This window comes from Afipia dichlorophenoxyacetatis (assembly GCF_055386385.1).
This window is the reverse complement of the sequence record NZ_AP029250.1, coordinates 4139227-4161818: the sequence shown is the minus strand read 5'-3', so window position 1 is coordinate 4161818 and position 22592 is coordinate 4139227. Positions and strand designations below refer to the sequence as shown.

Here is a 22592-nt window from a genome sequence, read left to right as displayed (position 1 = left end):
TTGTGGCTCGTTCTATGCGCAACTGCATATCTTCAGAGCAGGGGGCCTGATGAGAGATACCGTAAATCCCGCGATCCGTCGCATTCTTTGTGTTTTCCCCCGCTATTCGCCCTCTTTCGGAACATTTGAGTACGCTTACCCGCTGACTGACGGTGTCCGGGCTTTCATGCCGCCGCAGGGGCTTTTGCTTATTGCGGCCTCACTTCCCGCCGGTTGGGAAGTCCGTTTTGTCGATGAAAATATCGAAGCCGCGACCGACAGCGATTTCATGTGGGCCGACGCAGTCTTCGTCAGCGGTATGCATATCCAGCGCCGCCAGATGAATGACATCTGTCGCCGCGCACACGAGCATGATCTGGCTGTTGCACTTGGCGGCCCATCGGTCAGTGCATCACCTGAATACTACCCTAACTTCGACTATCTGCATGTCGGTGAGCTCGGCGATGCGACCGAAGAACTGTTCCGGCTGATCGGCCGCGATTCATCGCGCCCCGATAAACAGATCGTTCTGACCACAAAAGAACGGCGCGAGATGTCGGAATTCCCGATTCCGGCCTATGAGCTCGTCCCACTCAATCGCTACTTCATCGGCAGCATCCAGTTCTCGAGCGGATGTCCGTATCAATGCGAATTCTGCGATATCCCTGCGCTTTACGGCCGCAATCCGCGCCTGAAATCGCCGGAGCAGGTGACCGCTGAGCTCGACAAAATGCTGGAATGCGGCCTTTTGGGCGCAGTCTACTTCGTCGATGACAACTTCATTGGCAACCGTAAGGCGGCACATGATCTGTTGCCACACCTGATCGAATGGCAGAAGCGCAATGGTTTTGCCATCCAGTTCGCCTGTGAGGCGACGCTCAACATCGCCAAACGCCCGGAAATTCTGGCGTTGATGCGCGATGCCTACTTTACGACGGTGTTCTGCGGCATTGAGACGCCGGATCCTGATGCGCTGAAGGCGATGTCGAAGCAGCACAACATGATGGTGCCGATCTTCGAAGGCGTGCAGACCTTGAACAGCTACGGCATGGAAGTTGTCTCAGGTATCATTCTGGGGCTGGATACAGACAAGCTCGACGCAGGTGAGGGCATTCTGGAGTTTATCGACCAGTCCAACATTCCATTGCTGACGATCAATCTGCTGCAGGCCTTGCCGCGCACACCTCTTTGGGATCGGCTCAAGCGCGAAGGCCGTTTGCTGGAAGACACCGATCGCGACTCCAACGTCGATTTCATCCTGCCTTACGACCATGTCGTGTCGACATGGCGTGACTGCATGGGGCGTGCCTATACACCCGAAAAGCTGTTTGCGCGGTTCGAGCATAACGTTCGTGAGACCTATCCTAATCGCCTGCAGCCGCCAAATACGCCCCAGCGCGTCGCATGGCCGAATGTCAAACGCGGCCTGACCATGCTGGCGAAGATCCTCTGGCGCGTGGGCGTGATGAGCGACTACCGCAGGGAATTCTGGAAGTTCGCCTGGCCGCGTCTCAAGATCGGCGATATCGAGCGTGTCATCAGTGTTGGTTTGGTCGCACACCACCTGATACTGTTTGCCCGTGACGCTTCAGGCGGACAGCAGAATGCATCGTATTACTCGACCAAATTGCGAGAAGAAGAGGTCCCTGTCGCAGCGGAATAGCGCGGCATGACCAAATTGCCGCCCTCGATCGTCTCCGCCGGCGATCTGCGGCGTCTCACGCCAGCGCGGGTCGCGCTCGGTCGCAGCGGCGCAAGCATGCCGACGGAGGCGTTGCTCGATTTCACACTCGACCATGCTCGGGCGCGTGATGCGGTTCACACGCCGTTCGATGCCGCGGCAATTATGGACGGCCTGACAGCGCTTAACTTGCAGGCCATCGCCGTGCGGAGCGAGGCGGTCGATCGCAAGACCTATCTGCGGCGCCCCGACCTGGGACGCAGGCTCGATGCACCGTGCAGGGCCAGTCTCTCCGCTTTGAATCAGTCCGCGTGCGACCTCACGATCATGATTGGCGATGGGCTGTCGTCTGCTGCTGTTCATCTGCACGGGCTGGAGGTCATTCGCAGGCTCACAGCGAGATTTGTGGGGCTTGGGATGACATTGAGCCCTGTTATCGTGGCCACCGGCGCGCGCGTCGCGCTCGGCGACGAGATCGGGGCGCTTCTGGGCGCGCGGATGACCGTCACTTTAATCGGGGAACGGCCGGGTCTCTCCGCGCCGGATAGTCTCGGCTGCTATATCACCCACGCGCCAAGGCCGGGTTTGACCGACGCCGAGCGCAACTGCGTCTCGAACATCCATGGGGCGGGACTGAGCTACGATGAGGCTGCGTTCAAGATCGGGTGGCTGGTGCGGGAAGGGCTAGCACGCAAGCTCTCCGGCGTCGCCCTGAAGGACGAAAGTGGTAATTTAGTACCGTTATCGCAATCGCGCGGCCCTGAGGTGGTCTGAAGACGCTTTAAGGGCCTCCGGACACGGAAATGTTAATTCCCGTGCAAATCTCCTCTTCGTAAGTCGATGAAATCATAAGAAAATTTCCTTCGATAGGAGGATTGTCTTTAGCGCCCCGAACCTGCTAATCGACTGCAGCGGCAAACCGAACGGCCGCCATCCATCTGCCAGAGAAAATCGAATTGTCCGCCAACATGTTCCTGGTTGTCGTTGCTGTATTGGCGCTTGCGATCTGGGTTTATCTGATCGCGGGCAGGGGTGGATTCTGGCGAGCCTCCAAATTTGACGATCTGGCGCCCGCCTCGGGCCTCACGGTGTGGCCGACAATTGCGGTGGTTGTGCCGGCCCGGGACGAAGCGGCGGGGGTGGCCGATTGCGTGAAATCGATCCTCGGCCAGCCTTATCCCGGCAAATTGTCGATGATCCTCATTGACGACCAGAGCCAGGACGGAACAGCGGAGATCGCAAGCGAAGCTGCCGCATCGATCGGAGCTTCAGACCGTCTGACGGTGTTGTCCGGCCGTCCACTGCCCTCCGGTTGGACCGGAAAGCTTTGGGCCGTGAAGCAGGGACTTTCTTCGGTCGAGAGCCGACCCGTCCCGCCGGATTACGTTCTGCTGACAGATGCCGATATCGTCTATTCGGGAGACGTGATGATGCGGCTTGTCGCGCGCGCCAAGAGCGAAGACCTCGTGATGACGTCGGTGATGGCGACGTTGCGCTGTGAGAGTTTCGCGGAAAAATACCTGATCTCGGCCTTCGTTTTCTTTTTCAACATGCTCTATCCATTTTCTTGGGTGCGTGATCCCAACAGCGCGACCGCAGCCGCGGCAGGCGGCTGCATTCTTGCGCGCTGGGACGCGCTGAGGAATTCAGGTGGCATTGAGGCCATTCGAGGATCGTTGATTGACGACTGCGCGCTTGGGGCGCGTCTGAAAACGCAAGGGCCCGTCTGGCTCGGCTTCTCGCAGAACGTTAGGAGCGTCCGTGCATCCGACACCGTGGCCGAGGTGGGACGCATGATCTCTCGATCCGCATACGCGCAGCTGCACTATTCGCTTGCGCTGCTTGTTGGCGTCATCGTCGCGATGACCATTGTTTTTCTGGCTCCGGTCGTGATCACTGTATTCGGTCATGATCTGAGCCGCGAATGTGCCGTCGTTGCGTGGCTTTTGATGGCGCTCGCCTTCCAGCCGACGCTGCGGTACTATAAGCAATCGGCCCTTTGGGGGCCGGCTCTCCCCGCAATCGCATTGGCTTATATGGTGTTCACGATCAATTCGGCTGTTCAGCATTTTCAGGGACGTGGTGGAATGTGGAAGGGCCGCGCTCAAGCGCAGGTATCCAGCTCGCAATGACAAACGCAGGTGAAACAACAGCAGGCGAGCTGCGCTCCGGAAAAGGGCACAAGGACGAGAACTTTCCGGTTGCGTCCAAGATCATTCATCCGCGCCACCGCGCGTTGATCCTTGCCTTCTATAATTTCGTGCGGACTGCGGATGATGTCGCGGATCACGCACTGCTGAACGACCAAACGAAACTTGAGCAACTCGATATTCTTGAGGTTGAGCTGCTGGGCAAAGGCGATAGCCAGCCTGAGGCTGTGACCTTACGTGAAGCGTTGGCTGAGCGAGGCATGTCGCCGCGGCATGCGCAGGACGTGCTGACGGCGTTCCGTATGGACGTTACGAAGAAACGTTACGACACGTGGGATGACGTCATTCATTACTGCAGCTATTCGGCAATGCCGGTCGGCCGCTTCATGCTCGACGTCCATGGCGAGGACCGCGCCACATGGACCGCATCCGATGCGTTGTGCGCCGCGTTGCAGATCAACAATCATCTTCAGGATTGCGGTAAGGACTATCGTGATCTCGATCGCGTATACGTGCCGCTCGACGCCCTTGCGGCATCGGGTGCATCGGTCGAGATGCTCGGCGCGGATCGCGCATCGCCGCAGTTGCTGCAGTGTCTCCAATCGCTGGCGCGACGCACTGAGCTTCTGCTCGGCGAGAGCCGTTCTCTCGCATGCGAAGTGAAAGATACGCGGCTGGGGCTCGAAATCTCGGTAATCGATATGTTCGCTGACAAGATCGTCAATCTCCTGAAGGTTCGCGATCCACTGAGTGAGCGGGTTCATCTCTCCAAACAACAGATGTTGGGCTATGCACTGTCGGCGATGGCATGCGGTTTGTTCCGGCGTGTCACGGGCCAGGCATCCGCGGTTCGGCATGCATCTGGCGGTGCGTAATTCTCCATGACAACAGCAGAAACCACACCCCAGGGCTCGGCCTCAGGCAGTTCGTTCTATGCTGCGATGCGTATTCTGCCGCAAGAGCAGCGGGATGCGATGTTCCTGATCTACAGTTTCTGCCGTCAGGTCGATGACATCGCGGACTCCGATGGACCGCGCCCCGAGCGTCTTGCGGCCATCGATGAGTGGCGACGCGATATCGATGCATTGTATGCAGGCACGCCCCCAGCGCGCGTGGCAAGCTACGTTCCCTTCGTGAAGCGCTTCGGTCTGCGGCGTGACGACTTCATGGCGATCATCGATGGCATGGCAATGGATATCCCTGCAGATATTCGAGCGCCTGATGCGAAGACGCTGGACCTCTACTGCGATCGCGTCGCGAGCGCCGTCGGCCGCCTGTCGGTGCGCGTGTTCGGTCTTGGCGAGGAAGACGGGATTCTTCTCGCGCACCATCTGGGCCGTGCGCTTCAATTGACCAATATCCTGCGTGATATCGATGAGGATGCCGGGCTTGGGCGCCTCTATCTGCCCCGCGAGAGCCTCAACGCCGCGGGCATCACATCAAACGATCCAGCGACCGTGGTGTCGGACCCGCGCCTGCCGCAAGTGTGCGATGATATCCTGAAACAGGCGATCAACCATTTCGTCACGTCGGATGCGATCATGGCGCGCAATCCTCGCCGCTTGGTCCGTGCGCCGAAGATCATGTCGGAATACTATCACGCGATCCTCAATAAGCTGGTGGAGCGCGGTTTTGCGTTGCCACGGCGTCCGGTCAAGCTCAGCAAGGCCGCCAAGATTTTCATTCTTATTCGGTACGCATTTATCTGATGGCAAAGAACGCTCACATCATCGGAGCCGGTGTGTCCGGCTTGTCTGCCGCTGTTCGTCTTGCGAATGCGGGCTTTCAGGTTCACGTTCACGAAGCCACGCACCAAGCCGGTGGCCGTTGCCGCTCGTACTACGACGGAGCGACGGATCTCGTCATCGACAACGGCAATCATCTTGTGCTGTCTGGTAATAGCCATGTGCGCGCCTATGCACGGTCGATCGGCAGCGAAGCAGGCTTGGTCGGTCCAGAGAGCGCACAATTCTCATTCGTCGATATCAAATCAAACAAACGCTGGATGCTGGATCTCGGTAACGGCCGTTTACCATTGTGGGTGTTCGACAAGAGCCGTCGCGTTCCCGATACCGGAGTTGGCGATTATCTCGCGCTGTCTCCCGTTATTTGGGCGGGGACCGACGCATTGGTGGGCGATACCATCAAATGCGAAGGCACGCTGTACGATCGTCTGGTTCAACCGTTGTTGCTCGCTGCGCTGAACGTCGATCCGCCGATGGGCTCGGCAGGTTTGGCGGGAGCCATCGTGAAAGAAACACTGTTGGCGGGCGGGCAAGCTTGTCGCCCGCTGATCGCGCGCGATGGATTGAGCACAGTGCTGATTGATCCCGCGCTCAAGCTGCTCCGTGAGAAGGGCGCACGCATCAACTTCGGGCACGAGCTGCGTCAGGTGTTGATGGCCGGCGAGAATATCTCGACCCTTGAGTTCGGCGATGACGCGGTCACGATCGCGCCCGGTGATGTGATCGTGCTTGCGGTGCCGCCGCGCGCGGCGTCGTCCATTCTGCTCGGGCTGAAGACACCGGTGAAGTTCCGCGCCATCGTCAACGCGCACTTCCGCTACGATCCGCCGGCGAATATGCCGCCGATGATAGGGGTGATCGGAGGGCTGGTTGAGTGGCTTTTCGCGTTTCCACAGCGGCTCTCGGTCACCATCAGCGATGCCGACAGGCTCGTGAATACGCCGCGCGAGGAACTGGCTCGCGCGATCTGGCGGGATATCTGCAAGGCGGCCAATCTCGGCAACGACGTCGCGGAAGGGCCGCTGCCACCTTGGCAGATCGTGCGGGAACGCCGTGCTACGTTCGAAGCCACACCGGAACAGAATGCTATGCGTCCGGGGACGGTCACCGAGTGGAAAAACCTGTTTCTTGCGGGCGATTGGACTGATACGGGACTTCCTGCGACCATCGAGGGATCGATCAGATCCGGGGATCGCGCGGCCGATTTTGCGTTAAAAATGCAATAGTGGATAGACCGCCAAGCATGACTTTGGACGAGCAGAAAGTGGATGCCGTGCCTATGGCAACGGCACTCGAGGGCAGTATTGGAGCTGCCAGCCGGGCTGTGCTGAATTATCGCCAGCCGGACGGTCACTGGGTATTCGAGCTTGAGGCCGACGCAACGATTCCAGCCGAGTATGTTTTGCTGCGGCACTATCTCGCGGAGCCGGTCGACGCCAAGCTCGAGGCCAAGATCGGGCATTATCTGCGGCGCATTCAGAACGAGAATGGCGGCTGGTCGCTGTTCTACGGTCATGAGTTCGATATGAGTGCCAGCGTGAAGGCTTACTTCGCGCTCAAGATGATCGGCGATTCGGTCGATGCCCCGCATATGGTTCGCGCGCGCGAGGCGATGCTGTCGCGTGGCGGCGCGGTCAAGAGCAATGTCTTTACCCGCATCATGCTGGCGATGTTTGGTGTGCTCACATGGCGCGCAGTGCCGATGATGCCCGTCGAGATCATGCTGCTGCCGCGCTGGTTTCCGTTTCATCTGACCAAGATGTCGTACTGGGCGCGCACAGTGATCGTGCCGCTGCTGGTGCTGATGCATAAGAAGCCGCTCGCGCGGAATCCGCTCGGTGTCACCGTTGACGAATTGTTCGTCGAAGACCCGAAGAGCATCGGGATGACACCGAAGGCGCCCCATCAGAGCCAGGCTTGGTTCACCGGCTTTGCGATCATCGACGCTGTGCTGCGCGTGGCTGATCCGTTCTTCCCCAAGAAGAGCCGCCAGCGGGCTATCGATAAAGCCGTCGCGTTCGTCACCGAACGCCTCAATGGCGTCGATGGTCTTGGCGCCATCTTCCCGGCGATGGCCAACACCGTGATGGTGTACGATCTGCTCGGTTATCCGAAGGATCATCCGAATTACGTGCTGGCGCGGCAGTCGGTTGAAAACCTGCTCGTCATCAAGAAGGACGAAGCCTATTGCCAGCCATGCGTCTCGCCGATCTGGGATACGGCTCTGACCGCTCACGCGATGATGGAAGTGGGCGGCGAGAAGGAAGTCGAATCCGCCAATGTCGCGCTCGATTGGCTGAAGCCGCGTCAGGTCCTCGACGTCGAGGGCGACTGGATCGAAAAGCGGCCAGGCGTGCGGCCCGGCGGCTGGGCATTCCAATATAACAACGCGCATTATCCGGATCTCGACGACACGGCTGTCGTGGTGATGGCAATGGATCGCGCGCGCGGCCGCGGTGCGGGCGGGAAATACGATGAAGCCATCGCGCGTGGACGCGAGTGGTTGCTTGGCCTGCAGAGCAAGGATGGCGGCTGGGCGGCATTCGATGCCGACAATCTGGAATATTATCTCAACAATATTCCGTTCGCCGACCACGGCGCGCTGCTTGATCCGCCGACGGAGGATGTCACGGCACGCTGCGTCTCGATGCTGGCGCAGCTTGGCGAAACACCGACGACGAGCCCGGCGCTGGCGCGGGGTATTGAATATCTCCGCCGCACTCAACTGGCGGATGGCTCATGGTTTGGGCGATGGGGCGTCAACTACATCTACGGCACATGGTCGGTTCTGTGCGCGCTCAATGCGGCCGGGGTTGCTCATGATGATCCGGTGATTCGCAAGGCGGCTGATTGGCTCATCGCCATTCAGAACGCCGACGGCGGCTGGGGCGAAGATGGCAACAGCTACAGGCTCGATTACAAGGGCTATGAGCGTTCCGAGAGCACGGCCTCGCAAACGGCATGGGCCACGCTGGCGCTGATGGCAGCAGGCAGGGTCGATGATTCGGCTACTCAGCGCGGAATATCTTATTTGATCAAAATGCAGGACAAGGACGGGCTGTGGACTGAGCCGAACTACACCGGCGGCGGGTTCCCACGTGTGTTCTATTTGCGATACCACGGATATTCTAAGTTCTTTCCCCTGTGGGCGCTGGCGCGGTATCGCAACTTGCGTAATACTAATAGCCGCTTCGTGGGGATAGGGATGTGATTATAGGCGCGGGCGGGGACGCCGCACACGACGGACTGCCAGTTCTGATTGTTACTGGCCTGAAACAAGAGGCCCGCATTGCTGCAGGGCCTGGTCTCACCGTCATTTGTAGCTCCAGCAATCCAATTCAGTTGCGTGAGATGATGATCTCGTTCGATCCGGCGAGCATTCGTGGGATCGTGAGCTTCGGCGTGGCGGGCGGACTTAACCCCGCGCTCAAGTCAGGAGACATCGTTGTCGCAAGCGAGATCGTCGCCGCTGAAGAGCGGTGGTCGACAGAAGCTGCTTTGACTGAGAATCTGATCGCGCTGCCCGTAAAGCGCCGCCGTACGGTGTCCGGTGTTCTTGCCGGCGTCGAAGAGGTCGTGACCGGTCAGATTGGCAAGGCCGCGTTGCGCGCGACAACTGGCGCCGATGCTGTCGATATGGAGAGCCATATCGCAGCACGCTATGCGACGGAAAATGGCCTTCCATTTGCGGCAGTTCGCGTGATCAGCGATCCTGCACATCGTGAGCTGCCGAAGCTTACGAAGGATGCCATCAAGCCGAACGGCAATGTCGATATGTGGAAGGTGATGCGCGGGATCGCTCGCAATCCGAAGTCGATCCCGGCGCTCATTTCAACGGGGCGCGACTTCAGCCGCGCCCTGCGTTCCTTACGCGGCTGTCGAAGCGCTCTGGGCTGATTTCGCTTCAGCGAGCTTCGCAGCCTTGGCTTCCGCCGCGCGAGCTTCGTCAGCGCGGATTTCCGACAAGCGCTTCTGCACTTCCGACGAGAACACGTACTGCGCCGGGCGCTGCTTGGTGAGATCGATCTCAGTCGCCATCGGACCTTCGGTCTTGATGCCGCGGATGCCGACCCAGGCAGCCTTCAACGGATTGGAAACAGCCGCATTCGCTGCCGTCGGCTCGTAGCCGCAGTGAGCCATACAGTCGGCGCACTTCTCATACTTGCCCGTGCCGTAGGAATCCCAGTCGGTGGTTTCCATCAGCTCCTTGAAGGTCTTCGTATAGCCTTCGCCGAGCAGGTAGCAGGGCTTCTGCCAGCCAAAGATGTTACGTGCAGGCATGCCCCATGGTTCGCATTCGAAATTCTGGTTGCCGGCCAGGAAGTCGAGGAACAGGCCGGAGTGCATGAAATTCCACTTCTTGCCCTTGCCCAACGCGAAGACCTTGCGGAAGAGCTCCTTCGTCTTCCTGCGGTTGAGGAAGTGCTCCTGATCAGGTGCACGCTCATAGGCATAACCGGGCGACATCGAAACGCCGACGCCGAGCTCGGTGGTGAAGTCGAGGAATTTGGCGATCTCTTCGGCGGGATGGCCATCGAAGATCGTCGCGTTGACGTTGACGGTAAAGCCACGTGCCTTGGCTGCCTTGATTGCCGAAACGGCGCGATCGAACACGCCCTTTTGCGATACCGCCTTGTCGTGATGGTCCTTCAAGCCGTCGAGATGGACGGAGAAGAACAGGTAAGGAGAGGGCTCGAACAGATCGAGCTTCTTCTCAAGCAGGAGTGCGTTCGTGCAGAGCGAGACGAACTTCTTGCGCTCGACGAGGCCGCGGACGATTTCGCCGATCTCCTTGTGGATCAGCGGCTCACCGCCGGGAATCGCAACCATCGGCGCACCGCATTCCTCAGCGGCATCCCAGCATTCCTGCGCCGTCATGCGGCGATTCAGAATCGCATCCGGATAGTCGATCTTGCCGCAGCCTGCGCAAGCGAGATTGCAACGGAAGAGCGGCTCAAGCATCAGCACCAGCGGATAGCGCTTCCGGCCAAGCATTTTCTGCTTCACCAGATACGAGCCGATCTTGATCTCTTTGAAAAACGGAATGGCCATCTAAAGACTATCTTTCTTGCATCGCGGGTGAGAAGCCTGCCTGCTTCGACATCAGTTCGGCTGGCAGCCTGAATTCGATATTTTCCTCCCGCCCAGGCAGCACGGACACTGTGACTGGTCCGATTTTCCGCAGGGCTTCGATAACATCATCGACAAGGACTTCCGGGGCGGATGCACCGGCCGTGATGCCGACGGTTTTCGCGTCTTTCAACCATTCGGGATTGAGCTGGCTGCCGTCAGCGATCAGGTAGCTCGGAACGCCGACTTCGGTCCCGATTTCCCTGAGGCGGTTGGAATTGGAGCTGTTGGTAGCGCCAACGACCAGGATGACATCGACGAGCTTGCTGAGGTCTCGTACTGAAGACTGGCGATTTTGTGTCGCGTAGCAGATGTCGCGGGTGTCTGGTCCCTCGATATCCGGGAAGCGCCTTTCAAGCGCGGCGATAATATCCTTGGTGTCGTCCACGCTCAGCGTCGTCTGCGTGATGTACGCCATCGGCGCATCACTCGGTAAATCAAGCGCTTCCACGTCGTCAACGCTTTGCACCAGGATGACCGGGCCGGGGACTTGTCCCATCGTTCCGACAACTTCCGGGTGGCCCTCGTGTCCAATGAGCACGAGTGAACGGCCTTTGGAGACGTATCGCTTCCCTTGATTGTGAACTTTCGTGACAAGAGGACAGGTCGCGTTCAACACCGGAAGGCCGCGCGCGGCGGCTTCTTCCTCGACGCTCTTCGCGACACCGTGAGCGCTGAAGACCGTGATCGCGTTGGCCGGTACCTCATGGAGGTCTTCAACAAATACCGCGCCTTTCGCCTTGAGGCTTTCGACGACGTACTTGTTGTGCACGATTTCGTGACGCACGTAGACCGGCGGGCCATACTTCTCAAGCGCGCGTTCGACGATCTCGATCGCGCGCACAACGCCGGCGCAAAATCCGCGCGGCTGAGCCAGCAGGATTTTCATCGGACTTGGATCAGGCAAGCTGCACCGCACTGATGTTAGCTTCGCGACCCAAGGCCTCGAAGACGCGCATCACGATGCCCTTCGCATCGAGACCGGCCTTCGCATACATCGCGGCAGGGCTATCCTGATCGATGAACGTGTCTGGAAGGACCATAGAGCGAACCTTCAATCCCTTGTCCAACGCACCATGCTCGGCGAGGGCATGCAGCACTTGCGCCCCAAAGCCGCCGATTGAGCCTTCCTCGACTGTGATGAGAACCTCGTGCTCGCGGGCGAGGCGGAGGATCAAATCCGTATCGATCGGCTTTGCAAATCTGGCATCAGCAACGGTCGTCGTTAAGCCATGGGACCTTAGAATGTCTGCAGCTTTCAGACATTCGGCGAGCCGGGTTCCGAGCGACACGAGCGCCACCGAGGTGCCCTCGCGAACGATTCGGCCCTTGCCGATCTCGAGTGGCGTGCCGAACGCCGGAAGATCTACGCCAACACCATCGCCACGTGGGAAACGGAATGCTGAGGGGGCATCGTCGATCGCGGCAGCCGTCGCCACCATATGCCTCAGCTCAGCCTCGTCCGCGGCCGCCATGATGACAAAATGCGGGAGACAGCCCAGGTAGGCCAGATCGAACGAACCTGCGTGGGTAGGGCCGTCAGCGCCGACCAAGCCGGCACGGTCGATTGCAAAGCGCACCGGCAGACGCTGGATGGCCACGTCGTGAACCACCTGATCATAAGCGCGCTGCAGGAAGGTCGAATAGATCGCGACGAAGGGCTTCATGCCCTCGGAAGCGAGGCCTGCGGCGAACGTTACGCCATGCTGTTCAGCGATTCCGACATCGAATGTGCGCTTCGGAAACGCCTTGCCGAATATGTCGATGCCGGTGCCCGAAGGCATGGCTGCGGTGATGGCAACGATCTTGTCGTCTTTCTCCGCTTCCTGAACGAGGGTCTCGCCAAACACCTTGGTGTAGGAGGGGGCATTGGCCTGAGCCTTGGCCTGCTTGCCCGTTGCCACGTCAAACTTCACAACACCGTGATATTTGTCGGAGGCAGCCTCTGCAGGGGTGTAGCCCTTACCCTTTTCCGTCACGACGTGGATCAGAGTCGGGCCGACCTTGGAGTCCCGCACGTTCTTGAGCACGGGAAGCAGGTGGTCGAGGTTATGACCGTCGATCGGGCCGACGTAATAGAAGCCAAGTTCTTCGAACAGCGTGCCGCCTGAAAGGAAGCCGCGCGCGTATTCTTCAGCGCGTTGTGCGCCTTTCTCCACGAACTTCGGAAGGCGCTTGGCGACTTGCTTGCCGATCTCGCGCAGCGAGCGATAAGTGTTGCCAGAAATCAGACGTGACAAATAAGCCGACATCGCACCAACGGGTGGGGCGATCGACATCTCGTTGTCATTGAGGATGACGATAAGACGCGAATCCATAGCGCCGGCATTGTTCATTGCTTCATAGGCCATGCCGGCCGACATCGCGCCGTCACCAATTACTGCGACGATATTTCGCTCCTCGCCAGCAAGATCGCGGGCGACGGCCATACCCAGTCCTGCTGAAATAGATGTCGACGAATGCGCAGCACCGAAGCAATCATACTCGCTCTCGGCGCGCTTCGTGAAACCAGAGAGGCCGCCGCCCTGTCGCAACGTGCGAATCCGGTCGCGTCGCTCCGTGAGAATTTTGTGAGGATAAGCTTGATGGCCCACATCCCAAATGACGCGATCTGACGGCGTATTAAAAACATGATGTATCGCCACAGTCAGTTCCACGACGCCGAGACCGGAGCCCAGATGACCCCCAGTAACCGCGACCGCGTTGATCGTCTCGGCTCGAACTTCTGCCGCAACTTGTGGCAGATCGCTCTCTTTGAGCTTACGAAGATCAGCAGGTGATTTGATTGCGTCGAGCAACGGAGTGGATGAGGTCATACCGAGGCTTCCAGTACCATATAAGAACAAGACAGGAACGTTTTGCAGTGTAGCATTCTGGCAGGTATTCAGCAGTATTTCTGAGCAGCTGCTGGCGTTATGCCACTATTGTGTGACTTAAGGGCACCGTTTGACGCCCTACAGTTAACCGCCCATCCCCTAGGCAGTTGCCTACGCCTGAGCTGATCGCAAGAAATAGAAAGAAAAACTGTGCTGACAAGGACTATTGTATCGCTTGTTCGTTTTTGCACGCGCCATGCATGGCTGGTGCTCCTTACCGGAATTGCTTTGGCTGTCGCGGCAGGTTTTTATTCCCATCAGAACTTTGCCATCAATACCGACATCGCGAAGCTTATTTCGCCAGATTTGGACTGGCGCAAGCGGGAAGTCGACTACGAAAAGGCGTTTCCTGGGCGAAATGACCTGATTTTGGCGGTTATTGAGGCGCCGACGCCCGAATTGGCCCGCCAGGCCGGCACGGCGCTTGAGCAACAGCTGTTGCCTCAGACCGACAAGTTCATTTGGGTTCGTCCGGCGGGGAGCGGGCCATTTTTCGACACCAACGGCCTTTTGTTCCTTCCGACGGCGGAAGTTGCCAAGCAAACCAGCCAGCTCGCCTCGGCTGCTCCTATTTTCGATATCCTGGTTGATGATCCTAGCCTCCGTGGTTTGACCGGGGTGCTCGAATTCGGGCTGGTCGGCGCTCAGCGCGGCCAGTACTCCCGCGATTCGATGACGCGGCCGCTCAATATGGTCGCGGATACCGTCGAAAAGGTTCTAACCAAACAGCCGGCACCGTTCTCCTGGAGGGAACTGGCCAGCAATGAACCGCTGACGGCGTCTGACCGCCGTGTGCTTCTCAGCATCAGGCCCGTACTGGATTTCAACGCGCTCGAGCCTGGCGGCGAGGCGACTGATGCGATTCGCAAGGCCGCGCAGGATCTTGACCTTGCGGGAAAATACAGCGCGCGGGTTCGCCTGACCGGCCCTGTTCCAATTTCAAATGAGGAATTTGCGACGGTTCAGGAGGGGGCCTGGGAAAATGGCATCGGCACGGTTCTCATCGTGCTTTTCATCCTGTGGTGCGCGCTGAAATCTCCAAGAATCATCGCGGCGGTTTTCATCACGCTGGCGATTGGTCTCTCGATCACCACCGCCGTTGGTCTCATGCTGGTCGGCTCACTGAATCTGATTTCCATCGCGTTTTTCGTGCTGTTTGTCGGCTTAGGTGTGGATTTCGGGATTCAATACAGCGTTCGGTACCGCGCAGAGCGCCATGAACATGACGATCTGCTTGCCGCCCTGGAGAAGGCGGGTGAGAACTCCGCTGTTCCGTTGACGCTCGCCGCTGTGGCGACGGCCGCAGGTTTTCTTTCCTTCCTTCCCACCGCCTACAAGGGCGTCTCAGAACTAGGGATCATTGCGGGAGCCGGCATGCTCATCGCATTTCTTGCGGCGATCACGGTGCTTCCCGCTTTGCTCAAGATTTTTAATCCTCCAGGTGAAGCTGAGCCTCTTGGCTTTAAGTTCCTGGCACCCGTGGACGATTTCCTTGAACGGAACCGCGTTCCGGTTGTTGCCTGCACGCTCGGTGTGGCTGTGCTCGGCTTGCCACTGCTCTATTTCCTCCACTTCGATTTCAACCCGATCAACCTTCGTAGCCCGAAGGTTGAATCGATTGCGACCTATCTCGATCTGCGTCGGGATCCGAACACTGGAACCAACGCGGTCGAAGTGATGGCGGCGACGCCTGCCGCGGCGAAAGAAATCGAAGCCCGCCTCACCAAGGTGCCCGAGGTTTCGCGGACCATTTCGCTCGACAGCTTCATTCCGGAGGATCAGCCGGCGAAACTCGCGATTATTCGCAAGGCTGCCGCATCGCTTGATTCAATCCTGAAACCAGCCGCGCAGGGGGCACCGCCTTCGGACGAGGAGAATGTCGCGGCGCTGAATGGTTCTGCAGAAAGCCTGCGCAAATTCGCGGGCGAGGATAAAGGACCAGGTGCGATCGCGTCTCGCCGTCTCGCCGACGCCTTGGCCAAACTTGCGCAGGCCGATAAGGCAACGCGCGAGACTGCGGAAAAGGTTTTTATCGAGCCGCTCAATGTCGCGCTGGACCAGGTTCGCAGCATGCTCAAGGCGCAGCCGGTCAGCGCGAAGACCTTGCCGGAAGACATTACGAGTGAATGGATCGCACAGGACGGACGTGTGCGTGTCGAAGTTCAGCCCAAGGGCGATCCGAATGACAACGACACCCTGCGGAGGTTCGCGGCTGCGGTCCTGAAGGTCGAGCCAACGGCGATCGGTGGACCGATCTCCATCCTGAAATCGGGTGACACGATCGTGGCCGCCTTCATTCAGGCGGGCGGTTGGGCACTGTTGTCGATCGCGATCCTACTTTGGATCGTATTGCGACGTATCGGCGACGTCTTGTTGACGCTGGTGCCGTTAATCTTGGCAGGCGTAGTGACCCTTGAAATCTGCGTCCTCATCGGTCTGCCGATGAATTTCGCGAATATCATCGCGTTGCCGCTGTTGCTCGGTATCGGTGTGGCGTTCAAGATTTACTACGTAACGGCGTGGCGCGGCGGTCAGACCAACCTGCTGCAGTCCAGTCTGACGCGAGCAATCTTCTTCAGTGCAATGACCACCGCGACGGCGTTCGGCAGCCTATGGCTGTCGAGCCATCCCGGTACGTCAAGTATGGGCAAACTGTTGGCGCTGTCTCTTGTGACGACGCTTGCAGCAGCGGTCTTGTTTCAGCCCGCTCTAATGGGGCGCCCCCGCGATCTCGGGAAGTAAGCAAACCTCGCTGGTTGCGGTGTCTGTTGCCGCGCCAGCTTTACTGCCGGTGGGGGCGGCGGCTCCTTTTGGAGCTGCCCCCTTCGGAGCAGCGGCAGGAACTGCGGTTGCTGTGGTTTTTGCCGTGGGCGCCGTAGCTGTCGTTTTGGCGGCCGGCGCTTTCGGTGCACCGGCTGCGCCTGCCTCGGCTGCCGGCCCATAATTAAAGCCGGACATGCCGGGTTCGACACGTGTCCACGTCTGTCCGCCGCAGAGCGGCCAAACAAGGCAGCCTTCGACGCGAAGCGCGTTGGCAGATTTAAGCTGAATGGTGGCGTCGTAGGTCTTGCCGTTTTCGGCGTTGTAGACCTTGCCTTCCCATTTTTCCTTTTCGCCTGACTTCTTCAGGTTCAAAAGCACAGGCATTCCAAGCGTCGGTCGAGTCCGCTTCGCTTTATCGGGGTTCTTATCGTCGATGCCTCCGGGGATCGATTCCGAGGCCACAACGCCCCAGAGTCTCGAATTGCAGTCGACAATTTTGATTGTCGCCTTACCGTCTTCGTCACGCCATTCGCCGAGAGGTTCGGCAGCATTTGCCGTTGTCACGGCGGTTAAGAGAATTATTCCACTGAGGGCTGTTTTTCGCATGAATCCTCGCGTGCACTGCAAACGGTTTAAAGCACAAGAATCGTTCGTTGTTCCAGCATTAGACAAAAGGACGCATACATTATTTTAGGTTGACTAGATGCCCAACAACCGAAGTATGTAGAACATCATGCAGTCGAATCTAGACATTTCAGAGATGTTCGCGGACCGTCAGTTCCAGCGCAACGCCCTCCACACAAGATATCTCAACGAGCAACTCGTCAGGGTTCTCAAGACGATCGGCTATGACGTCGGATTTCAGCGCGGGCAGGGACAATATCTCTATGACCGAGACAATAGTCGTTATCTCGATCTGCTAAGCGGATTTGGTGTCTTCGCTCTTGGCCGCAACCATCCGACCGTCAAAGAAGCCCTCAAGAGCGTCCTTGACAGTGATTTGCCTAACCTTGTCCAGCTCGATCTTTCCACTCTGGCGGGCATTCTGGCTGAGCGGCTGATCGGGCAAGTCCCCTATTTAGACAAGGTCTTTTTTGCGAATTCGGGGACGGAATGTGTCGAAGCTGCGATCAAATTCACGCGCGCAGCCACTGGTCGTCCCGGCATCCTGTACTGTGATCATGCCTATCACGGGCTGACCTATGGATCATTGTCGCTGACTGGAGACCGGAATTTCCGTGAAGGCTTCGGTTCGTTGTTGCCCGATTGTTCGTCTGTCCCATTCAATGATCTTGCCGCACTCGAGAAGGCGCTGATGTCGCGCCAGATCGCAGCCTTCATCGTCGAGCCGATCCAGGGCAAGGGCGTCAATATTCCTGATGATGGATTTTTGGCTGGGGCAGCAGCCCTTTGTAAACGATACGGGACGATTTTCGTCGCCGATGAGATCCAGACTGGCATGGGCCGGACAGGTCGCTTTCTTGCGGTAGAGCACTGGAATGTCGAGCCGGATATGGTTCTGCTCTCCAAGTCGCTGTCCGGTGGGCACGTGCCGGTGGGCGCCGTGCTGATGCGCAAGGCCATTTTTGACAAGACATTTGACCGCATGGACCGCGCCGTTGTGCACGGCTCGACCTTTGCGAAGAACGATCTTGCCATGGCGGCGGGGATCGCGACCCTCGATGTGCTCAAGTCCGAAAAGCTGATCGAGAACGCCGCGACGCGTGGTGCCCAGTTGCTGTCGACCTTGTCGGCAATGGTGCCGCGTTATGAATTGCTCAAGAACGTGCGCGGCAAGGGTCTGATGATCGGTGTTGAGTTCGGACCGCCGAAATCGCTCGCGCTGAAGGCGTCGTGGAGCGTATTGGAGACCGCAAGCAAAGGGCTGTTCTGTCAGCTGATCACTATTCCGCTGTTTAAGGATCACAAGATCCTCACGCAGGTCGCCGGCCACGCCAGCCATACGATCAAGTTGCTGCCGCCGCTGACAATTACGGACGAAGACTGCAACTGGATCACCAGTGCCTTCGATACAGTGATCGAAAGCAGCCACCGCGTCCCCGGCGCAATCTGGTCGCTCGGAAAGACGCTGGTCGATAACGCCGCGCGAAAATCAGCATAAGATAAAAATAAAATTGCGCGGCTTGAGGGCCGCGCAATGCCTTCTATCTTCCTCTTCAGTGAAGCGGAAAGTTTACTGTCCGTTGTCAGTCAGGACCTTGTCGCACTTCTTGCTGAGCTTCGTGCGGTAGGCCTTCAGGCAGCCCAGGATGGTGAGGTCGCTGTCATTCATCACAGCGCGGCAGTATTTCGAGACATCCGGAGCGCAGGCCTTCTGCTCTTCGGGAGTGCCGCCGCGGGCGGTGTTCTGAGCAAATGAGATGGTCGTGGCCGATACAAGCAAGGTCGCGACAAGCAGCGTTCTAAGCATTGTTGTTCCTATTCTGGTCAAGTCGGTCAATTGGCCACAGACTATAAGTAGCTGCGGTTAGATTCCAGACGCCAAGTCAGTTAAGAGGCCTAGTCCCCACTAGTATTTTGCCAGGTGTGTCGTCAACGCACAGGTCGATATCGCAGTGCATCGACACAATTGTTGCCACAATTGGATTTAAACCGGAACTAGTGGTTCTTTGGTTTGACATTCGCCGAACGAGCCCGCGGCATGACGAATGGCGAATGTCAAATCTGCTCCACTAGTGGATTTCGCCGCATAAGGAAGAGTGCGACGAGCACCGTGGGAACGAGAATCGCCACCGCAATTGTCATAATCTGCAGCTGAGAGACCGGCATGATGCCGCCGCCCGGCGTTGCGAGAGTAAACCCGCCGATGATCAGCAAGATGCGCAACGGCCATTCCATCATGCCGGCGCGCCGCAAATCGCCGACATAGGCCTGATATCCCTGGATGCCGCCGCAGATGAACACAATGCCAACGCAGGCGATCGCAGTCAGCCCGATCGCTTCGAGATACGGGCTCTCACCCTGAAGCAGCAGCGCCGGATTCAATACGAAGAAGAACGGGATGAAGTAGATGATGCTGCCGACCCACATGCTTTCCCAGCCCGTCTTCATGGCGGGGGCGCCGGCGATGCCAGCCGCGGCGAAGGACGCGATCGCGACAGGCGGAGTGATCGACGACAGCATTCCCCAATAGAAGATGAACATGTGCACGGCCATTCTGTTGAGCCCGAGCTTTTCCAGCGCTGGCGCAACCAGAATTGCGAGGAAGATGTAACAGGACGTCGTCGTCAGTCCGAGGCCGAGAATAAGGCTCGTAATAGCGCACATGATCAGCAGCAGGAATGCATCGCCGCCGGCCAGACGCAGAAGATCGTTGGCGAGACTCGAAATGACGCCAGTGCTTGAGAACGCGCCGATGAGCAGGCCGCATCCGGCCAGGATGGCAATGAGTTCGACAAATGTTTTGCCGTTCAACTCAAGGAAGCTGATCCAGCGATCTCCGCCCCAGTTCTTGCCCGGGAAAAATTCGTTCATCGCCGCCAGCGCACACATGCCCCAGAAGAAGGCATTGGCGATGTCGAACCACACCATCAATGCGGTCAGCACGACGGAGATGGCAAGAACGATAGTATTGCCATTCTTCCACGGGGCTGGTCCCGACCATTGATGCAGGATCACGAGGAGGGCGGTTGCATAGAACGGTGCGTGGCTCTCTCGCTTGAAGTACAGCAGCATCACCACAAGGATGACGATGACGAACAAATAGTACCAGCCGTCGAGGAAAGCGTCCTTCAGGCGAGGAAGCTCTGCACGGGGAAGACCTTTCAGATTGTGACGGGCGGCATAGCTGTCCACCTGCGCGAACAACCCGAAGTAATAAAGAATGGAAGGAATGGTCGCGGCGAGCGCGACATCGGCATAACCCGTGTTGAGAAATTGCGCCATGACGAACGCAGTGGCCCCAAGCACGGGAGGTGCAAGAACGGCGCCGGTGGATGCGCAGGCCTCGATCGCACCGGCGTAAGAGGGTGTAAAGCCGGTTTTCTTCATGACCGGTATCGTCATCGTGCCGGCGGTCAAGACGTTGGAGACAATGCTCCCGCCAACCGTTCCGAGCAAGCCGCTGGCAAAAATACAGACTTTCGCAGCGCCGCCGCGAAATGTGCCGCACAGTGCGAACGATAGATTGATGAAGAATTTTCCGGCTCCCGTCATCATCAATGCGGTTCCGAAAACAAGGAAGCCAATCACGGTATCGGCGAAAGCTTGAATCGGAATGCCAAGCAGGCTTTCACCGGAGAGCATGTGATACGCGGTGGTCTGTGAAAGCGTGGACTGGGAGCCGCGGAACGGGCCGAGCCAGGATTCCTCCGCGAACAGTGGATAGACCGTGAATGGAAACACGCTCAGCAGCAGGCTCCAGCCGCCTGTCCGACGCAGTGCTTCCATCAGCACGAACCACATCACAAGGCCAGCAGCGATGACATTGGTGGGGGCGCCATCGGATTCCCATCCTGCCTCAGCGGCCTTGCGGATGTTCATCATCAGCCAGATCGCAGAGCCAAGCGTCGCCAAAAACAGGAGAAGATCGTACCAGGGAATGTGGTTGAGAGGTGCGCTGTCCGATGCCGGAAAGATCAGGAACGTGAACGGCAGCATCAGCGCGATCAGCAGATAAAAATACTCGGTGTTGAGCTGTGTGTATCCGATGAAGAAGCGCAGGGAAAACTGCTGATTGATGCAGAGCAGAATCGTCGCCGTTGTCGCAACGATGAGACCCCAGCGCCATACACCGCGAAGCGCGCGAATACGCGTAACCTCGGATTCCTGCAAGTCGGTCGCGCTCGCCGCATGAGGATCGCCGAATTCGATTTTACCTTCAGGAACGGCAGTGCCGGCAACCGCATTTGCGATTGCCGGCCCATTGGAAGGACCGGACGAAGCTGACATTGATCGTAATCTCTCTCGTAGTTAGAACGTCGTCCGATGTGAGGCAGTTGAATGCGATCAGTCGTCAAATCCGTTAGGCATGTTGGCTTTTGCCAAAGCAGCCTTGCGCGCTTCCATCCAGCCTTTCAGGAATGCGGCATCATCTGATGGTGGATTGGACTTTCCGTAGTCGGCCCACGCGGCTTTAAGAATCTCTTGCCGCTTGATGAGGTTGTTGTTGTGGGCCTCGTCCTCGGCTGTCCATTGATTGGATTCCTTGAACGCCTTCACCGCGCCGGGATGATAGGGGATCACCCACTTCATGGTCTGGCGCTTGATCTCCAGACCGGTCGCTCCAGGAGCAGAGTCCTTGTAGCTGTCATAGCCAAGGATCATCGCCTTGGTGATCTTGTAGATGTCGTCCTCAGATTGCGTCGCGTAAGCGGTAGCGATCGGGTAGGGGTAGGTTGCCAGTCGCAGGGGCTTTGATGCCTCAATTCCGGCGCCGCAGGTTACATTGTACGGATTGAAGAACGCGCCAACACGTCTGACGCGGGTCCAGGCTTCCTTATCGTCAGCTGGAAGCTCAGGCCATGCAATGCCGCGCGGCGAGGTCTCGAGCTCCTTGCCCGGGCCTGTCACCGTGGAGCCGAATGCAGCGTCGGCATCGTTATTGATGACGCCCTTCCACATGGCGTTGTAGCTAGCGAACTCGACGACCTTCACGTCGTTCTTTGTGAGGCCTGCATAGGCAATGATGGCCAGTGCATTCTGATTAAGAGCGGGCGAGCCGACGACGAAGCCGAGGCGCTTGCCGCGGAAGTCCTTCCACTCTTTAACGTTGGCGTCCTTGGCGACTGCGACCGACAAGCCGTTGCAGTCGACCGTCGATAGCATCATCTGGATGGCCTGAGGCCCCCATTCCTTGGCGCCGAATTCGAATACGCCTTCCTGAGCGAAGTAACTGCCTGTTCCCATCCAGGCGACCACTGCGCGCTTGGCGCGTAGCGGTGCAAGACGAGCAACGTCATTGCCTGCAGGAAGCACGCGCACATCCGTACTGAACTTGTCCTTCATCATCTTGCCGACGCCGACGGCAATATTGAAACCGGAGCTGCCGGTGTCATAGGCGGTGAAAGCCATCGACGGCGGCAGCTTGAGATCCTGCGCGTATGCGAGCGGCGTCGCCGCTGCGCCCGCCAGAAAAATGGTCGCAACTGTGGTGACGTATCGTTTCATGTAGGTATCCCTCGCGTTCCCAATTGCTTTCGCTGTGCGAAATGCATTTTTGATTTTGCCGGATCATGTCACTGGGTTTGGACGAGCGCAACGCCCGCCCACAAGACTATTGGTTTAGGTCGGACAGTTTGCCGCGCCA

The 22592-nt window shown here is 58.2% G+C and carries 17 protein-coding genes; 10 read left to right on the top strand and 7 right to left on the bottom strand.

Annotated features, from left to right (window positions below; translation table 11 throughout):
• Positions 1-49 precede the first annotated feature (49 nt).
• The 8 genes from ACZ5C3_RS19465 (at position 50) to ACZ5C3_RS19430 (ending at position 9452) form a co-directional block, all read left to right on the top strand.
• Positions 50-1642 (top strand): B12-binding domain-containing radical SAM protein, encoded by a 1593-nt coding sequence (locus ACZ5C3_RS19465; protein WP_464032231.1) that lies wholly within the window; start codon positions 50-52, stop codon positions 1640-1642.
• Between the two features lie 6 nt (positions 1643-1648).
• Complete coding sequence (gene eutC / locus ACZ5C3_RS19460; RefSeq protein WP_464032229.1) at positions 1649-2434, top strand: ethanolamine ammonia-lyase subunit EutC; 786 nt, start codon at positions 1649-1651, stop codon at positions 2432-2434.
• A gap of 182 nt (positions 2435-2616) precedes the next feature.
• Positions 2617-3792: a glycosyltransferase gene (locus ACZ5C3_RS19455; RefSeq protein ID WP_464044229.1), complete on the top strand. Its 1176-nt coding sequence runs from the start codon at positions 2617-2619 to the stop codon at positions 3790-3792.
• A complete protein-coding gene (gene hpnC / locus ACZ5C3_RS19450; protein ID WP_464032223.1) occupies positions 3789-4685 on the top strand; it encodes a squalene synthase HpnC in 897 nt (298 codons plus the stop codon). Before ACZ5C3_RS19455 ends, hpnC begins: the two co-directional genes overlap by 4 nt.
• A 6-nt stretch (positions 4686-4691) precedes the next feature.
• Complete coding sequence (gene hpnD / locus ACZ5C3_RS19445) at positions 4692-5519, top strand: presqualene diphosphate synthase HpnD (RefSeq protein WP_464032221.1); 828 nt, start codon at positions 4692-4694, stop codon at positions 5517-5519.
• On the top strand, positions 5519-6781 hold the full coding sequence (gene hpnE, locus ACZ5C3_RS19440) for a hydroxysqualene dehydroxylase HpnE (RefSeq protein ID WP_464032220.1): 1263 nt from the start codon (positions 5519-5521) through the stop codon (positions 6779-6781). The genes hpnD and hpnE overlap by 1 nt, the downstream gene beginning before the upstream one ends.
• A gap of 17 nt (positions 6782-6798) precedes the next feature.
• Positions 6799-8766 carry a squalene--hopene cyclase gene (shc, locus tag ACZ5C3_RS19435; protein ID WP_464032219.1) on the top strand — a complete coding sequence of 656 codons (1968 nt, stop codon included), beginning with the start codon at positions 6799-6801 and terminating at the stop codon, positions 8764-8766.
• Entirely contained in the window at positions 8763-9452 is a 690-nt protein-coding gene (locus tag ACZ5C3_RS19430; RefSeq protein WP_464032218.1) for a phosphorylase, read from the top strand. The genes shc and ACZ5C3_RS19430 overlap by 4 nt, the downstream gene beginning before the upstream one ends.
• Here ACZ5C3_RS19430 and hpnH read toward each other — a convergent pair.
• From hpnH to dxs, 3 genes are read right to left on the bottom strand one after another with little or no spacing between them, the layout of a single operon-like run.
• The gene (hpnH, locus tag ACZ5C3_RS19425) at positions 9423-10607 is read right to left on the bottom strand and encodes an adenosyl-hopene transferase HpnH (protein WP_464032217.1); all 1185 of its coding nucleotides are present in this window, start codon (positions 10605-10607) and stop codon (positions 9423-9425) included. The two genes, ACZ5C3_RS19430 and hpnH, sit on opposite strands and share 30 nt — an antisense overlap.
• Before the next feature lie 7 nt (positions 10608-10614).
• Complete coding sequence (gene ispH / locus ACZ5C3_RS19420; RefSeq protein WP_464032215.1) at positions 10615-11574, bottom strand: 4-hydroxy-3-methylbut-2-enyl diphosphate reductase; 960 nt, start codon at positions 11572-11574, stop codon at positions 10615-10617.
• Positions 11575-11584: 10 nt separating this feature from the next.
• Entirely contained in the window at positions 11585-13501 is a 1917-nt protein-coding gene (dxs, locus tag ACZ5C3_RS19415; RefSeq protein WP_464044228.1) for a 1-deoxy-D-xylulose-5-phosphate synthase, read from the bottom strand.
• Between the two features lie 210 nt (positions 13502-13711).
• Between dxs and hpnN the strand changes: the two genes are divergently transcribed.
• A complete protein-coding gene (gene hpnN / locus ACZ5C3_RS19410) occupies positions 13712-16303 on the top strand; it encodes a hopanoid transporter HpnN (protein ID WP_464044227.1) in 2592 nt (863 codons plus the stop codon).
• On the opposite strand, the gene ACZ5C3_RS19405 is transcribed toward hpnN, so the two are convergent.
• Complete coding sequence (locus ACZ5C3_RS19405; RefSeq protein WP_464044226.1) at positions 16271-16930, bottom strand: DUF2147 domain-containing protein; 660 nt, start codon at positions 16928-16930, stop codon at positions 16271-16273. The two genes, hpnN and ACZ5C3_RS19405, sit on opposite strands and share 33 nt — an antisense overlap.
• A 124-nt stretch (positions 16931-17054) precedes the next feature.
• Between ACZ5C3_RS19405 and ACZ5C3_RS19400 the strand changes: the two genes are divergently transcribed.
• Positions 17055-18446 carry an aspartate aminotransferase family protein gene (locus tag ACZ5C3_RS19400; protein ID WP_464038380.1) on the top strand — a complete coding sequence of 464 codons (1392 nt, stop codon included), beginning with the start codon at positions 17055-17057 and terminating at the stop codon, positions 18444-18446.
• A gap of 72 nt (positions 18447-18518) precedes the next feature.
• Here ACZ5C3_RS19400 and ACZ5C3_RS19395 read toward each other — a convergent pair whose 3' ends face one another.
• From ACZ5C3_RS19395 to ACZ5C3_RS19385, 3 genes are all read right to left on the bottom strand, one after another.
• On the bottom strand, positions 18519-18755 hold the full coding sequence (locus ACZ5C3_RS19395; protein WP_464032211.1) for a hypothetical protein: 237 nt from the start codon (positions 18753-18755) through the stop codon (positions 18519-18521).
• Positions 18756-19003: 248 nt separating this feature from the next.
• The gene (locus ACZ5C3_RS19390; RefSeq protein WP_464044225.1) at positions 19004-21235 is read right to left on the bottom strand and encodes a TRAP transporter permease; all 2232 of its coding nucleotides are present in this window, start codon (positions 21233-21235) and stop codon (positions 19004-19006) included.
• Positions 21236-21292: 57 nt separating this feature from the next.
• Entirely contained in the window at positions 21293-22453 is a 1161-nt protein-coding gene (locus tag ACZ5C3_RS19385) for a TAXI family TRAP transporter solute-binding subunit (protein WP_464032209.1), read from the bottom strand.
• Positions 22454-22592 lie beyond the last annotated feature (139 nt).

Bases quoted from the DNA above. Each gene is read 5' to 3' on its own strand.
- ACZ5C3_RS19465 (WP_464032231.1), top strand. From the start codon at position 50: ATGAGAGATACCGTAAATCCCGCGATCCGTCGCATTCTTTGTGTTTTC.
- eutC (WP_464032229.1), top strand. From the start codon at position 1,649: ATGACCAAATTGCCGCCCTCGATCGTCTCCGCCGGCGATCTGCGGCGT.
- hpnC (WP_464032223.1), top strand. From the start codon at position 3,789: ATGACAAACGCAGGTGAAACAACAGCAGGCGAGCTGCGCTCCGGAAAA.
- hpnD (WP_464032221.1), top strand. From the start codon at position 4,692: ATGACAACAGCAGAAACCACACCCCAGGGCTCGGCCTCAGGCAGTTCG.
- hpnE (WP_464032220.1), top strand. From the start codon at position 5,519: ATGGCAAAGAACGCTCACATCATCGGAGCCGGTGTGTCCGGCTTGTCT.
- shc (WP_464032219.1), top strand. From the start codon at position 6,799: ATGACTTTGGACGAGCAGAAAGTGGATGCCGTGCCTATGGCAACGGCA.
- hpnH (WP_464032217.1), bottom strand. From the start codon at position 10,607: ATGGCCATTCCGTTTTTCAAAGAGATCAAGATCGGCTCGTATCTGGTG.
- ispH (WP_464032215.1), bottom strand. From the start codon at position 11,574: ATGAAAATCCTGCTGGCTCAGCCGCGCGGATTTTGCGCCGGCGTTGTG.
- dxs (WP_464044228.1), bottom strand. From the start codon at position 13,501: ATGACCTCATCCACTCCGTTGCTCGACGCAATCAAATCACCTGCTGAT.
- ACZ5C3_RS19405 (WP_464044226.1), bottom strand. From the start codon at position 16,930: ATGCGAAAAACAGCCCTCAGTGGAATAATTCTCTTAACCGCCGTGACA.
- ACZ5C3_RS19395 (WP_464032211.1), bottom strand. From the start codon at position 18,755: ATGCTTAGAACGCTGCTTGTCGCGACCTTGCTTGTATCGGCCACGACC.
- ACZ5C3_RS19390 (WP_464044225.1), bottom strand. From the start codon at position 21,235: ATGTCAGCTTCGTCCGGTCCTTCCAATGGGCCGGCAATCGCAAATGCG.
- ACZ5C3_RS19385 (WP_464032209.1), bottom strand. From the start codon at position 22,453: ATGAAACGATACGTCACCACAGTTGCGACCATTTTTCTGGCGGGCGCA.